Source organism: Pseudomonas fluorescens (genome assembly GCF_902497625.1).
GTDB classification, from domain to species: Bacteria; Pseudomonadota; Gammaproteobacteria; order Pseudomonadales; family Pseudomonadaceae; genus Aquipseudomonas; species Aquipseudomonas fluorescens_BQ.
In genome coordinates this window covers 56405-71251 of the sequence record NZ_CABVGX010000013.1, presented here as the reverse complement: position 1 = coordinate 71251, position 14847 = coordinate 56405, and the positions used below count along the sequence as shown (strand labels likewise).

8 protein-coding genes and 1 pseudogene are annotated in these 14847 nt (G+C 58.7%); 5 read left to right on the top strand and 4 right to left on the bottom strand.

Going from position 1 to position 14847, the window contains the following annotated elements; all coding sequences use genetic code 11:
- Positions 1-124: 124 nt before the first annotated feature.
- Positions 125-2726: pseudogene (locus F8N12_RS10480) on the top strand (autotransporter outer membrane beta-barrel domain-containing protein).
- 312 nt (positions 2727-3038) lie between these two features.
- Positions 3039-4106 (top strand): autotransporter outer membrane beta-barrel domain-containing protein, encoded by a 1068-nt coding sequence (locus F8N12_RS10475; protein ID WP_150580358.1) that lies wholly within the window; start codon positions 3039-3041, stop codon positions 4104-4106.
- Positions 4107-4190: 84 nt separating this feature from the next.
- Here F8N12_RS10475 and glgB read toward each other — a convergent pair whose 3' ends face one another.
- The 3 genes from glgB to F8N12_RS10460 form a co-directional block, all read right to left on the bottom strand.
- Positions 4191-6422, bottom strand: coding sequence for a 1,4-alpha-glucan branching protein GlgB (glgB, locus tag F8N12_RS10470; RefSeq protein ID WP_150580357.1), 2232 nt, complete (start codon positions 6420-6422; stop codon positions 4191-4193).
- Positions 6423-6424: 2 nt separating this feature from the next.
- Positions 6425-9766 carry a maltose alpha-D-glucosyltransferase gene (gene treS / locus F8N12_RS10465; protein WP_150580356.1) on the bottom strand — a complete coding sequence of 1114 codons (3342 nt, stop codon included), beginning with the start codon at positions 9764-9766 and terminating at the stop codon, positions 6425-6427.
- A 149-nt stretch (positions 9767-9915) separates the two neighbouring features.
- A complete protein-coding gene (locus F8N12_RS10460; protein ID WP_150580355.1) occupies positions 9916-11910 on the bottom strand; it encodes an alpha-1,4-glucan--maltose-1-phosphate maltosyltransferase in 1995 nt (664 codons plus the stop codon).
- 206 nt (positions 11911-12116) lie between these two features.
- On the opposite strand from F8N12_RS10460, the gene F8N12_RS27605 reads away from it, so the two are divergent.
- On the top strand, positions 12117-12284 hold the full coding sequence (locus tag F8N12_RS27605; protein WP_177326947.1) for a hypothetical protein: 168 nt from the start codon (positions 12117-12119) through the stop codon (positions 12282-12284).
- 43 nt (positions 12285-12327) lie between these two features.
- On the opposite strand, the gene F8N12_RS10455 is transcribed toward F8N12_RS27605, so the two are convergent.
- Entirely contained in the window at positions 12328-12837 is a 510-nt protein-coding gene (locus F8N12_RS10455) for an MgtC/SapB family protein (RefSeq protein ID WP_150580354.1), read from the bottom strand.
- A 121-nt stretch (positions 12838-12958) separates the two neighbouring features.
- Here F8N12_RS10455 and F8N12_RS10450 point away from each other — a divergent pair, with 121 nt between their 5' ends.
- Positions 12959-13192 carry a DUF3203 family protein gene (locus tag F8N12_RS10450; protein ID WP_150580353.1) on the top strand — a complete coding sequence of 78 codons (234 nt, stop codon included), beginning with the start codon at positions 12959-12961 and terminating at the stop codon, positions 13190-13192.
- A gap of 179 nt (positions 13193-13371) precedes the next feature.
- Positions 13372-14802: a cytochrome c oxidase accessory protein CcoG gene (ccoG, locus tag F8N12_RS10445; RefSeq protein WP_150580352.1), complete on the top strand. Its 1431-nt coding sequence runs from the start codon at positions 13372-13374 to the stop codon at positions 14800-14802.
- Positions 14803-14847: the final 45 nt, after the last annotated feature.

Genomic DNA, 14847 nt, shown 5'->3' with positions numbered 1-14847 from the left:
TCGCCGAAGTCTGTCGTCTCGGGTAGTCATGTATCCGTAGCTGTCCGGCAAACCGTGCTGATGAATTCACCGATGACACTCAGTAAGCGTCAGGTATGGACGCCACTCACTTGCGGAGATAACCATGAACTCTTCGAATCTGCTGCCCCATTATCGCTACAGCACTTTGGCTGCATCCATCTGGCTGTGCACCGCCTGGTCGCAACCTGTGCAGGCGGCTTGCACGCTCATACCTACCGCCGGCAACGACAACTACGTGTGTGACAGCGCAAGTAGCGGTGCGCTGACTGATTTGCTCGGCAACAACAGCCTGACCTTTCCGGCAAACGGTACCGGCGTTGTGGACGGCAGCGTGACCTTTGGAGGCGGCAATGACACCGTCACCATGAACTCCGGGATTGTGAATGGCGCACTGGCTCAAGGCGACGGCGCCGATAGATTCACGATCAACGCCGGGCAGATCGCCGGGGCGGTCACCCAGGGTAATGGCATTGACGATTTCGTCATGAACGGTGGCGTTATCCAGTCTCTGGCCCAAGGCGATAGTCGCGACACCTTCGAAATGAACGGGGGCACCATCACCGGCGCATTTGAGGATGGTGACAGCGCACGGATGACCGCCGGTACGATTGGCCGGGTCGACATGAAGCTCGATAACAATCTGTTCGACCTTTCGGGCGGCGAGATTTTCGGCAACCTGGTGAGCGGGTTCGGTACCGACACCATCATCATCTCCGGTGGCCGCATTGGCGGCAATGTGTCGGTCAGCGGCGGCAACGACAGCATCACACTGACAGGCGGCGAAATCGCGGGCGAAATCCGCGCGAGTGCGGGCGATGACACGTTTGTCTGGGGCAACGGCGGCACGGTTCTCTCAGCGATTCTGCTGGAGGCCGGCAACGACAGCGCAACACTGCGCAACCTGAATGAAACTGCACTCGCTCCCACGCCGAGTATCAACGGCGGCACGGGCATCGATGTATTGACCTTCGACGGCACGTCGTCGGCGGGTGCGCAACGCTACGTCAACTGGGAAACGGTCAATCTGAACAACGGCTCCAGCTTCGATCTCGACGGCGTTTTTCGCATGGGCGACAACATTAGCGGCACCGGCGTATTCAACATGGACGGCAGCAGCACGCTGACCTCTGCTCAGGGCAGCATCAGTGCCTTCAGCGCTGGCCAGCTCGCCACCCTGAACAACGCCGGGGTTGATCGACCTGAGCACTGGCAATAACCGGACAAACGACACCCTGACGGTGCAAGGTAATTACGTCGGCGACAATGGCCGCCTGTTTCTGCAAACCGTGCTGGGTGACGACAGCTCCCCGAGCGATAAATTAGTGGTGGCCGACGGCACCTTGACCGGCCGCACCGCCATTACCGTCACCAATCTGGGAGGGCTCGGCGCGTTGACCCAACAAAACGGCATTCAGGTGGTGGAGGCTCAGGGCACGGCTGTCAGCGACAGCAGCGCATTCGCCCTCGCTGCTCCGATCTCCGCCGGTGCCTTCGATTACAACCTGTACAAAGGCGGCGTCACGCCTGGCAGTGAAAACAGTTTTTACCTGAGATCTGCTGTGGTAGCTGCGCCTCTGGTAGCTGTACCGAACCCTGATCCAGCGTTGCCACCCATTCTGGTACCGCTGGTGCAGGCTCCCGTGCCAGCGCCGGCCCTGCCCGCTGTACCGTCCGGGACACCCACATTACCAGCGGTAGTGGCGGCTCCACCGGTATTACCAGCGGCGGTCCCTGGCGCCGCTCCGATTCCCACCTACCGCCCGGAAGTGCCAACCTGGTCGGTGATGCCCCCGGCCGCAGCGCAAATGGCGCTGACGGCCCTGGGCACATTTCATGATCGCCAGGGTGATCAGCGTCTGCTTACCGAAACCGGTGCGCTCAGCGCGGGCTGGGGTCGGGTTTATGGGGAAAACTTCGAGCAAACCTGGGCCGGCACCGTCACGCCGACACTTGACGGCTCCCTGAACGGCTACCAGGTGGGCCACGATCTTTTTGCTTCACAGATTTCCAATACACTGAACCAGCGCGGCGGTGTCTTTGTCGCCGACACTCGCTTGCGCGGGGATGTCGACGGATTCAACCAGGGCTTTGAAGGCAAAAGAGCGGGCAAGATCGACATTGAAGGTAAGAGCGCAGGTCTGTACTGGACTCTACTTAACCCACTAGGCGGCTATCTGGACCTGGTGGCGATGCACACCTGGCTGGACGGTGACAGCCGTTCCGAACGCGGTCTGGAAATCGACAACGACGGCCATGTCACAACCTTCTCGGCGGAAGTCGGTCAGCCGTTCGCCGTAACCGACAATTGGTTGATAGAGCCGCAGGCTCAGGTGATCTACCAGAAGGTCTCCCTCGACACGCAGAACGACGGGATCTCGCGCGTGACGTTCGATTCCGATGCCGCCACGACTGGCCGCCTCGGCATGCGACTGGAGGGCAGCTACGAAGTGAGCCAAAGCAAAGTGACGCCGTATGTGCAAGCCAACATCTGGCACACAATGTCCGGCACCGATTCGGTCACGTTTGATGACACAACCCAAATCGACACCGAACAAAAATCTACCCAGGCCGATCTCGGGTTTGGCGCGGTGGTCAGTCTTACCGAATCGGTCAGCGTTTACGCCGGTATTGATTACGGTCTCAATATCGACAGTAATCAACAGCGCGCGACGTCGGCGAATGCCGGTCTCAGAATGAGCTGGTGAGACGGTGAGCGAGTCGCACCATTGCGCGCAGATGGTCAATTCCTCAGCTATCAACCCCTTGCTGAAGCTCGTCAGATCAGATACTTGAAAGTCCCGATAAATCAATGCCGCTTATCGGGCATTTTCTTGACGCAGGGTCTACGGTCTTCTTAGCTACACCTTACTACCCCCGGAATCACACCCGAGGCAAGCCCCCAGACACCCGCGAAAACGGGCGGTCAGCGGCTTGCCTCAATCCATTCGGTCGCCCCTCATTCGGGGTAGGAGAGACGCCAGAGCGAGACAGCGCATGCGATTGCAAGGTAGACCCCCATGAAAAACTCCTTCGGGCCACAAGAGATCAAAATTACTTTTTGCAGCGTATCGGGTTCACTCCTTCTATGTTCTTCCCTGGAAATGCAGGCCGCGCCTGTCGAGGAAGAATCCGCCCCTTGGTACGACCAATCCGCCCCCTCGTTCACTCTTCCGGCCATTAGCAATGCATGGCCCGGTCGCTTCAGCCCCCAAGCCGACCTGCGCAGTTCACGGCTGACCACCGAAGACGCCAGCCCATTCGCATGGGATCAGCTCTACGGGCAAGCTTCACGTCAGGCACACATCGATGACCAAACCGAGGCTTCCACTCTCTCGAGTGCTGACCAATCCAAAGGCCCGGCGATACTGACGCTGCAAAGTGGCAGCGGTCATACCCAACGGGTCGGTCTGGTCAGCGGCCTCCGCCAGATTCAAGGTACCGGAAATGGAGTGCTGAACCATCGCGCTCAGGCCAGATCGCAAACTGACACGCTCAACGTGCAGGGTCAGAGTGTCGGCGCCTACTGGAGCCTGACCGGCCCTCAGGGCTGGCACGTGGATCTGACGGCCAGTGGCGGCCGGGTCAACGGGTTCAGCCGCAACGAAAAAGGTGCCCGTCAAGCGACTGAAGGCAGCGCGGTAACCCTGTCGGTGGAAGGTGGTTTTCCGATTGGCTTGAGCGAGAACTGGGTGGTCGAGCCCCAGGCGCAGTTGATCAATCAACGCATCACTCTGGACAGGCCGTATGCCGGATCCGCCAACGCTTCAACCAGCGACCTCAACTCATGGAGCGGCCGGGTCGGTGCGCGATTGAAAGGGAGTTACGACATCAACGGTCTGGGCTTCGAACCCTATCTGCGGACCAACGTGTGGCACACGGTTTATACCGGCAACACCGTGACTCTCGATCAGGTCGACAAGATCAGCAGCAGCCGCAAATCATCGACCGTTGAAGTGGGTTTGGGATTGGTTGCAAGAGTGACGCCCGTTGTCAGTCTATACGTCAGCGCCGATTACAGCAGCGATGTCGATGACAACGATTTGAACGGTTTGATTGGCAGCCTCGGAGTGAGGATGCGCTGGTGAGGCAGTCGCGAGCAACCGCCGTTCGGGCACAATCCCGAGCCGCTCATGCTTCAACAAGCATGGCGGCCCGAGACGGCCTGGACGTTAACCTTCAGGTCTGAACATCAACACCGCCAATGGCGGCAGATTCAACACCAGCGACTCCGGTTGCCCGTGGCTCGGTTGTGCTTCAGTAAACGCCCCGCCACCATTGCCGTAATTCGACCCGGCATACTTCTCCGAATCACTGTTGATCAGCTCGGTCCAGCGCCCGGCGAACGGCACGCCGATGCGATAAGCCTCACGTGGAATCGGCGTGAAATTGGCCACCACCAACACCGGCCGGCCGTCTGAACTCCAACGCAGCCAGGCATAAACACTGTTGATGGCATCATCGCCAATCAGCCACTGGAAGCCGGCCGGTTTATGGTCCTGATCATGCAGCGCCGGCTCTTCGCGGTAGAGCTGGTTGAGGTCGGCCACCAGTTTTTGCACACCCTGGTGTTCCGGGTATTGCAGCAGATACCAGTCGAGCTGTTGATCGTGGTTCCACTCACGCCACTGACCGAACTCGCAGCCCATGAACAGCAGCTTCTTGCCCGGATGCCCCCACATGAAACTCAGGTAGGCGCGCAGGTTGGCGAATTTCTGCCAGCGGTCGCCCGGCATCTTGTCGATCAGCGAGTGCTTGCCGTGCACCACTTCGTCGTGAGAAATCGGCAGGATGAAGCGCTCGGACCATGCGTACATCAGGCCGAAACTCAGCTCGTTGTGATGATGCGCGCGGTACACGGGATCCTGCTGGATGTAGTGCAGCGAATCGTGCATCCAGCCCATGTTCCATTTGTAATCGAAACCCAGCCCGCCCTGTTGCGTCGGTTGGCTGACGCCTGGCCATGCCGTGGATTCCTCGGCAATCACCAGCGCGCCCGGCGCTTCGAGGTTGACCACATCATTCAGATGGCGCAGGAAGTCGATGGCTTCGAGGTTCTCGCGACCGCCGTGACGGTTCGGCACCCACTCGCCGGCTTTGCGCGAATAGTCGCGATACAGCATCGACGCCACCGCATCGACCCGCAGGCCATCGATATGGAAATGCTTAAGCCAGTGCAGGCCTGAAGCAAGCATGTAGCCGTGCACTTCGGTGCGGCCAAGGTTGTAGATCAGCGTGTCCCAATCCTGGTGGAAGCCTTCCTGCGGGTTAGCGTATTCGTACAGCGCGGTGCCGTCGAATTGGGCCATGCCGTGGGTATCCGTCGGGAAATGCGCTGGAACCCAGTCAAGAATGACGCCAATATCTGCCTGGTGGCAGGCATTGATGAATGCCGCAAAATCATCCGGCGAGCCGTAACGGGCACTCGGGGCGAATTGCGACAGCAACTGATAGCCCCACGAACCGCCGAACGGATGCTCCATGATCGGCATCAGTTCGATGTGGGTAAAGCCCAGCTCCTTGACGTACGGAATCAGCCGCTCGCCCAGTTCGTGCCAGGTGTACTGACGGGCTACTTCGCCGAGATCGTCGAGCTCACACTGCCAGGACCCGGCGTGCAGTTCGTAAATCGACAGCGGTGCGCTCGCCTTCTGACGCTCAAGGCGCGCTTCCATCCAGGCGTGGTCCTGCCATTCGATGCTCAGCGGTGCAGCCACTTTCGAGGCGGTATCCGGTGGCAGCGTGGTCGCTAGTGCCATCGGGTCTGCCTTGAGCGGCAGAATGCCGTGGGCACCGAGGATTTCGTATTTGTAAGCCTCCCCCGCCTGCAGACGCGGGATGAACAATTCCCAGACACCGGTCGGGTGACGCAAACGCATCGGATGACGACGGCCGTCCCAGTTATTGAAATTGCCCACCACAGAAACACGTTTTGCGTTCGGCGCCCACACGGCGAACCGCACGCCGTCCACACCGTCGACAGTTTTCAGCTGCGCGCCGAGGCAACTGCTCAGGTCACGGTGGTTGCCCTCGGCGAACAGATACAGGTCCATTTCCCCAAGCAACGGCCCGAAGCTGTAAGGATCTTCGCAAAGCTGTTCACCACCGGCCCAGCGAACACGAAGTTGATAAGGTTGCGCGCGGTCGAAATGCCCGACGAACAGCCCCGGCGTCTGCGTGGTCTCAAGGTTGCCGAGCTCTTCCCCGGTGTCCTTGGCCACCACCTGCACGCTCAATGCGTCCGGCAAATACGCCCGAATGAATTGCCCACCGGCGTTATCGCCATGGGGGCCGAGAATCGAGAAAGGGTCGTGATGCTCAGCGCGTACCAATGCGTCGATGTCTCGCGCATTGGGTAAAAGCGCCTCTTGAGCGTGACCCTGTTCCTTGTTCGAGAAACTCATGACTATTCTCCACCAAGTTCGGAAAAGGGTTTAAGCCCACTTAATAATCCAGACAAACCATGCAACGGCACCGGCAACCAGGTGGGGCGATTTTCCGCTTCGTACGCCACCTCGTAGGCTGCCTTTTCCAGACCGAATAACGAAAGCGCAGCGTCCTCGCCTTCCGGATCTTGCCACGCATGACCAAGATTAGCTGCCGCCAGCCGATACGCGTCGACAAAGGCCTGTTTTGCTTCAACCAGATAACGGTCGGACACGTGCTGACGTGCAGCCTGTGCCTCATCGGTGTTATCGACGTTATGCACGTTGATCGCCATTGCCGCTGCGTAATCAAATGAGCGCAGCACGCCGCTGACATCTTTGTACGGGCTGTGTTTGCCGCGACGTTCCGACAGTGGACGAGCCGGCTCGCCTTCGAAATCGATCAGGTAAGCATCGCCTTTGATCACCAGCACCTGACCCAGGTGCAAGTCGCCGTGGACACGGATACGCAGGCCGCCGGTGGCTTTTTTGCCGAGCTCCTGCACATGAGCCAGGATGACTTTCCTGTTGTCCAGTAACCGAGTGACCATGGCCTGGTCTTCGCTGTTCAATTCGTGCTGGTGTTCCTTGAGCAGTTTCAACGCGCGCTCAACCTGAGCCGCGACGTCCTTGGCCGAAGCCACCGCATCTTTCTGGCTGGTCACCTGCGGCGCGAAATCCGCGTCATCGGTCGGCGCTGCCAGCACCTGATGCATTTCGCCCAGGCGCTGACCGAGCATGCCCGCGAAATCACGCAATTCGCCGAGCGCGTTGTAATGCTGTTCCTGCTCGGACATGGCATCTGCCAGTTCGTCGCGCAGCGCTCGTTCGAGATTGTTCTGCGTCCACTCCCATGCATCGCCTTGATTGCTCAGATAGCCTTGGGCGATCATCAGCAAGTTGTCGTCGCCCTGGGCATCGCGACGTACCACCGAGCCCAGCAATGGCGAAATGTTGCTGAAGCCGGCATTGGTCAGGTACGCACTCATTTCCAGTTCCGGATGCACCCCTGAGGCGACCTTGCGAATCAGCTTGAGCACCATGCTGCTGCCGATCACCACCGAACTGTTGGACTGCTCGGCGGACAGATAGCGCACTTCCGATTCAGCGGTCAGGCCCAGTTTGGCCAGTTCTGCTGTTGGCTCGAAACGAATTTCGCCGCCATCCGACGGCAACACGGTGTTGTCCTGCATGCCTTGCAGCACCGTGCGGATGAAATTCTCAAGGCTGAACGCGTCAGTGATCAAGCCGACCTGCGGCCCGCGCCGGACTCGAGACAACGCCAATTGCTGTGGCAGCGCCGGTCCGACCTGATCATCAGCCATAAAGCCGAAAGGCAATTGATAACGACTGGTCTGGCCGCCGCTGGTGACTTCGATTTCGCTCAACAGCACCGGATGCTCGGCATCGCCAAAACGCACGCCATAGGCAAGGTTGACCTTCTCGATCGCCGCATCCTTCCCGGCGAACCAGCGCCTATTTTGCAGCCAGTTTGGCAGGATGCTCTGCTCCAGCGTGTTGCGAGACGGCGACTCGAGCAGCTCTTCCATACGTTTTTTCAACACCAGTGTGGTGAAATCCGGCAGGCTTTGCGCCGGTTCTACGTGCCAGGTGGGCATTTTGTTCTCCGCAGCGAGTCCGAACCAATAAAAGCCGTAAGGCGCCAGGGTCAAGAGGAAATTCAGCTGTCCAATCGGCGGGAACGCATTGCCGCCGAGCATCTCCACAGGCACCATGCCGACGTACGCCGACAGGTCCAATTCCGCCGCTTGCGCGCTGCGCGACACGTTGGCCACGCACAGGATAATTTCGTGTGTACCGTCGGCAGCCGTGAATTCACGGGTATAGGCCAGAATTCGCCGGTTGCTCGGCGAGAGCATTTTTATCGTGCCGCGGCCAAAGGCTTTCGACTGTTTGCGCACGGCAAGCATGCGTCGCGTCCAGTTGAGCAATGAATGCGGATCGCCGGACTGCGTTTCGACGTTGACTGACAGATAACCGTATTGCGGGTCCATGATCGGTGGCAGCACCAGGCTCGCCGGGTCGGCGCGGGAGAAGCCGCCGTTACGATCGATCGACCATTGCATCGGCGTGCGCACGCCATCGCGGTCGCCGAGGTAGATATTGTCGCCCATACCGATTTCGTCGCCGTAATACAGCGTCGGCGTGCCCGGCATCGACAGCAGCAGCGAGTTAAGCAATTCAACACGGCGGCGGTCACGCTCCATCAACGGCGCCAGGCGCCGGCGAATACCCAGATTGATCCGCGCCCGACGGTCGGCCGCGTAGTAATTCCACAGGTAATCGCGTTCTTTGTCGGTGACCATTTCCAGCGTCAGTTCATCGTGGTTACGCAGGAAGATTGCCCACTGGCAATTGGCTGGTATCTCAGGGGTCTGGCGTAAAATGTCGGTGATCGGGAAACGGTCTTCCTGAGCCAGCGCCATGTACATCCGCGGCATCAGCGGGAAGTGGAACGCCATATGGCATTCGTCGCCGTTGAGCCCTTCTTGATCGGTGTCGCCGAAATAAAGCTGCGTGTCTTCCGGCCATTGGTTGGCCTCGGCCAGCAGCATGCGGTCCGGATAATTGGCGTCGATTTCGGCGCGGATCTGCTTGAGAACGTCGTGGGTCTCGGGCAGGTTTTCGTTGTTGGTGCCATCGCGCTCGATCAGGTACGGGATCGCATCCAGGCGCAGGCCGTCAATCCCCATGTCGAGCCAGTAGCGCATGACCGACAGTACCGCCTTCATGACCTGCGGGTTGTCGAAATTCAGATCCGGCTGGTGAGAATAGAAACGGTGCCAGAAGTACTGTTCGGCAACCGGGTCCCAGGTCCAGTTGGATTTTTCGGTGTCGAGAAAGATGATGCGCGTGCCGTCGTACTTGTGATCGTCATCGGACCACACGTAGAAGTCCCGCGCCGCCGAACCTTTTTTGGCTTTGCGTGCGCGCTGAAACCAGGCGTGTTGATCGGATGTGTGGTTTATGACCAGCTCGGTGATCACCCGCAAACCACGGCTGTGCGCTTCGGAAATGAAGCGCTTGGCATCGGCCATGGTGCCGTAGTCGGGGTGCACACCACGGTATTCGGCTATGTCGTAACCGTCGTCGCGACGTGGCGAGGGATAAAACGGCAGCAGCCAGATAGTATTGACGCCGAGGTCTGCGATGTAATCGAGTTTGGCGATCAGGCCGGGAAAGTCACCGATCCCGTCATTGTTGGAGTCGAAAAAAGATTTGACGTGTACTTGATAGATCACCGCGTCCTTGTACCAGAGCGGGTCCTTGATAAAGGTAGCTCCATTGGATTTCTTCGCCATTTGAAACTCCTGCTGAATTCGAAAAATGCCGCTGAACCGATCAGATCTACTTGTGGGAGCGAGCCTGCTCGCGATGGCGGTGGTACATTCAGCACATGTATTGCCTGACACACCGCTATCGCGAGCAGGCTCGCCCACAGGTCTTGGTTTTAAACGGTGATGCGCCAGATTCCGAACGGCTGAACGGCTGGATCAATCCGCATGAACTGATACTTGCCGTGCCAGGTCCAGCGATGGCCGTTCATCAAATCTTCGCCTTGGGTGCTGGCGTCGTCCGGCAGGCCCATTTCCCAAAGTGGCAATTCGAAGTTAGCTTCCTGCACGTTGTTCGGATCAAGGTTGACCGCGACCAGGATAAAGTTGCTGCCATCCTCGCTGCGTTTGCCGAAATACAGAATGTTGTCGTTCCAGGCGTTGTAGATCGTCAGGCCCAGGTGCGTGTGCAGCGCCGGATTTTGCCGGCGAATGCGGTTGAGCTGAGCGATCTCGGCAATGATGTTGCCCGGTGCGGTGAAATCCCTTGGTCGGATCTCATACTTCTCGGAGTTGAGGTATTCCTCTTTGCCCGGCACGGGCGCCGACTCGCACAGCTCGAACCCGGAATACATTCCCCACAATCCGGAACCCATGGTCGCCAGCGCCGCACGAATGAGAAAACCGGGGCGCCCGGACTGATGCAGGAATGCCGGATTGATGTCCGGCGTGTTGACGAAGAAGTTTGGCCGGTAGCACTCGCGCCATGGCGATTCGTTCAACTCGGTCAGGTAGGTCGAGAGTTCATATTTGGTGTTGCGCCAGGTGAAATAGGTGTAACTCTGGGAATAACCGACCTTGCCCAGGCGCGCCATCATCGCTGGCGTGGTAAACGCCTCGGCAAGGAAGATCACCTCCGGGTGCAGCGCGCGCACATCGGCAATCAGCCACTGCCAGAACGGCAAAGGTTTGGTGTGCGGGTTATCGACACGGAAAATCTTCACACCTTCTGCGACCCAACCCAAAACGATGTCGCGCAGCTCCACCCAGAGGCTCGGAATCGCATCAGCGGCATAGAAGTCGACGTTGACGATGTCCTGATATTTTTTCGGCGGGTTTTCCGCATATTTGATCGTGCCGTCCGGCCGCCAGTTGAACCAGCCAGGGTGCTGCTTGAGCCATGGGTGATCCTGGGAACACTGGATGGCGAAGTCCAGGGCGATTTCCAGGCCGTGGTCTGCCGCAGCCGCCACCAATCGACGGAAGTCTTCGCGGCTGCCGAGCTGGGGATGGATTGCTTCGTGACCACCCTCTTCGCTGCCGATCGCATACGGGCTGCCCGGATCATCGGGGCCGGCGGTCAACGAGTTGTTCGGGCCCTTGCGGAAGCTGCGGCCGATCGGGTGAATCGGCGGAAAATACAGCACGTCGAAGCCCATGTCCTGGATCATTGGCAACCGCGCATGCACGCCGTTGAAGGTGCCGTGGCGAGCCGGATCATCCGTGATCGAGCGCGGAAACAGCTCATACCAGCTGGCGAACTGTGCGAGGTCGCGCTCGACGTCGACCGGAAATTCAGGGCTGAGGCTGACAAATGCGCGATGGTCAGCCTGCTGCATCAAATCAGCGCTGCGTTGGTGCAGAAACAGCGCGACCTGCTCGGTTTCGAGCAGCCCGGACAGTTCATGATGCAACGCGGCCAGGTCTTCGCTCAGTTGACCGTCAGTGCGCTCAGCCGCTTGCTGGACGTGATTTCGACCTTCCTGCAGCTCCAGGCTCACTGGCACTGCAGCCAGATGCTTTTTCTCAAGTTCGTAGCGGAACGTCGCAAACTGGTCAATCCAGGCTTCGATGCAATAAACGTAGCGGCCCTGCTCAACGACGTGAAAGCGGCCTTTCCAGCCATTATTGCCAAGCTCTTCCATGACCTCGCTTTGCCACGATTCTTCGCCCTCGGCACGCCAGCGGATGCGCACGGCCAGCTTGTCGTGGCCATCAGCAAACACCTTGCTGGTGACGACCACGTCCTGGCCGACCACGGCCTTGACGGCAAATTGCCCGCCATCAAGGATCGGCATGGTGTTTTCAATCGCGATGCGCGGCAAAAGCAATGCCTGGGCCAACGGAATGTGCGGGTTGTAGTTCAGTTCTGGTGTGTTTTCAGCAGTCATCGAGCATCTCTCCTTAACGCCCCATGGACGCTCATTGTCTGAATAATCGTTCTCACAGAGCGGTCTGCCCCGTCATGAACTCGCTTAGGTTCCGAGCTATGGGGTGAGTAAAAGTTCACGCGGATGTAGAGGGAATCAATTACCTCGCGCGAGGGTCAATCGACTTAAGCACGTCTCACGCCATGTGCCATCAGGAGGCTTCACCCATGACCCTGCCCAACCCGGTAGAAACGCCCGATCCAAACATCGACGACCCGGTGATTCCGCCGACCGATCCGCAACCAGTGCCTGAGCAGGAACCGCCGGGGACTACGCCACCGCCGCGGGAGGATCCGCCGGATACAATGCCGCCGGTGGTGGTTGCAGCTGAATAAATGCCCAAAGCATTCCCACGCCCGCCGTGGGAATGGATGACGGCTACGGCCGGTCCTGATCGCCGTTCTTGTCAAATATCCGCACAATCTTCGGCATCACGCTGAATACCATCAGCGCCAGCAATGTACTCACCACCGCTGTCGCTTCGCGGCCCATGCCGGCCGACACACCGATGGCGGCAGTCATCCACAAGCCTGCCGCGGTGGTCAGGCCTTTGACGTGGCCTTCCTGGCCTTCAGCGTTTTTCAGGATGGTGCCCGCACCCAGGAAGCCGATGCCGGCGATCACACCCTGCAATACCCGGCTCATGGCGTCTTCCTCCGAGCCGGACATCTGCGGCACCATGACGAATAGCGCAGCACCCATCGCTACCAGCATATGGGTCCGAACGCCTGCCGCCTTGCCCTTTTGCTCTCGCTCAAAACCGAGGATGCCGCCCAGCAATGCCGCCATCAACAGTCTGACGGTGATACGTGTCAGTTGAGAGGCATCGCCGATGTCGGCGAATTCTGCTTGCAGCGTTACCCAAACTTCGTGCCACCAAGCGTCCATGAAGCCCTCCTATTCAGAATTGATAGACCATGGACCGCGTCGACCTTTAATCAGTTGCACAGAACGATGTTGCCCGGATACGCCCTAACAGATCATCAACATTGAAAAAAGGATGCCTGCCATGGCCGTTCGTACTCAGGATAAAACAGTGTTTTTCACCACCGACACTGGCGAAGAAATTCGTCTGGCTGAAGATCTTGTCGTCATTACTGACCCGGACATGCGCATGTCAGCGGTCGACGTCGATGGAAGGCGTATTTTCCTGACTGAAGCCGAGGTGGATATGTTGACCGTAGCAGGTGCGAAAGACGGCCGCGAAAATTTGAAAGAGACTGACAGTGATTCGGTGGTTTGACCGTCCGCCGCCGCGCAGCCTTCACCTGAACGTCCGTTACCGGTGCTGAGTCTTAACGCCGCAACAAGCGGATCAGTCCACATCTGATCCGCTTTTTAACGTGAAACCTGAGTCTGTTATGTAAACAGTCCGACGCTCATAGTTCGAAAGGCCTGATGGAGGCTGATGAGCTGAAGACCATGAGCGAAAGAATTCCCGTCCGAACGATAGAACCCGCTGCATTCCTGAATACCGATGTGACTTCGCATGTAGCGAGCAAGGCTAAATCGAGCGACAACCTGATCCACACTCGCAGCTTCAAGGGACTATTCCGCAACGTGCGCATCACCGGTGCGGGTTTGCTGTTTTTGCTTTTTTTTGGCACGGTATGGCTGGATTGGGGTGATCGTCAGGCGGTGCTCTGGGACCTGGCGGAAAGCAAATTCCACATCTTCGGCGCAACTTTCTGGCCACAGGACTTCATTCTGCTGTCCGCATTGTTGATCATTGCCGCGTTCGGTTTGTTTGCAATAACAGTGTTCGCTGGCCGGGTCTGGTGCGGATACGCCTGTCCGCAGAGCTCCTGGACCTGGATCTTCATGTGGTGCGAAAAAATCACTGAAGGTGAACGCAATCAGCGCATCAGGCTGCAAGCCGCGCCTTGGGGTCCGAACAAACTGGTGCGCCGCTTGGCAAAGCACACCTTGTGGCTGGCCATCAGTCTGTTGACCGGCCTGACGTTCGTCGGCTATTTCACGCCGATCCGCCCGCTCACTGAAGCACTGTTGACCTTGCAGATCAGCGGCGTCAGCCTGTTCTGGGTGTTGTTTTTCACCGGCGCGACTTACATCAACGCCGGCTGGTTGCGCGAAGCGGTGTGCATGCATATGTGCCCGTATGCACGGTTCCAGAGCGTGATGTTCGACAAGGACACCCTGACCATTTCCTACGACGTGGCGCGCGGTGAAAACCGTGGCCCGCGCAGGCGTGAGGCAGTGCCGACCGACATCGGCCTGGGCGATTGCATCGACTGCCAGCTCTGCGTGCAGGTCTGTCCCACGGGAATCGACATTCGCGATGGCCTGCAAATGGAGTGCATTGGTTGCGCTGCATGCATCGACGCCTGCGACTCGATCATGGACAAAATGGGCTATGCGCCAGGGCTGATCAGCTACACCTCGGAACGCGAGCTGCAGGGCGGCAAGACTCATCTGCTGCGACCCCGATTGATCGGCTACACCGCAGTGTTGTTGATCATGATCGCGGCCCTGGTGGTTTGCTTGGTAGAGCGGCCGATGGTCTCGCTCGACGTGAGCAAGGACCGCGGTCTGTTCCGGGAAAACAGCCAAGGGCAGATCGAAAACATCTACAGCCTCAAAGTCATCAACAAGACCCAGCAGCGGCAGGATTACCGGCTGACGCTGGAGGATGCCGATGGCTTTGTGTTGCAGGGCAAGACCGAACTGAGCCTGGCGCCAGGGGAGATCGTCGACGTGCCGGTGTCGGTGGCGATGACCCTGCAACAGCCGAGCAGCGGCTCGCAAAGTATCGGCTTCAAGATTGTCGACAGCGATGAGCCGCAGATTTACAGCGTGGAGAAAAGCCGCTTTGTTGCGCCGATGCATCGGTGAGCCGGTAGACTGCGCTGCGCACGTTCGCGAGCGGGCAGCGCTCTC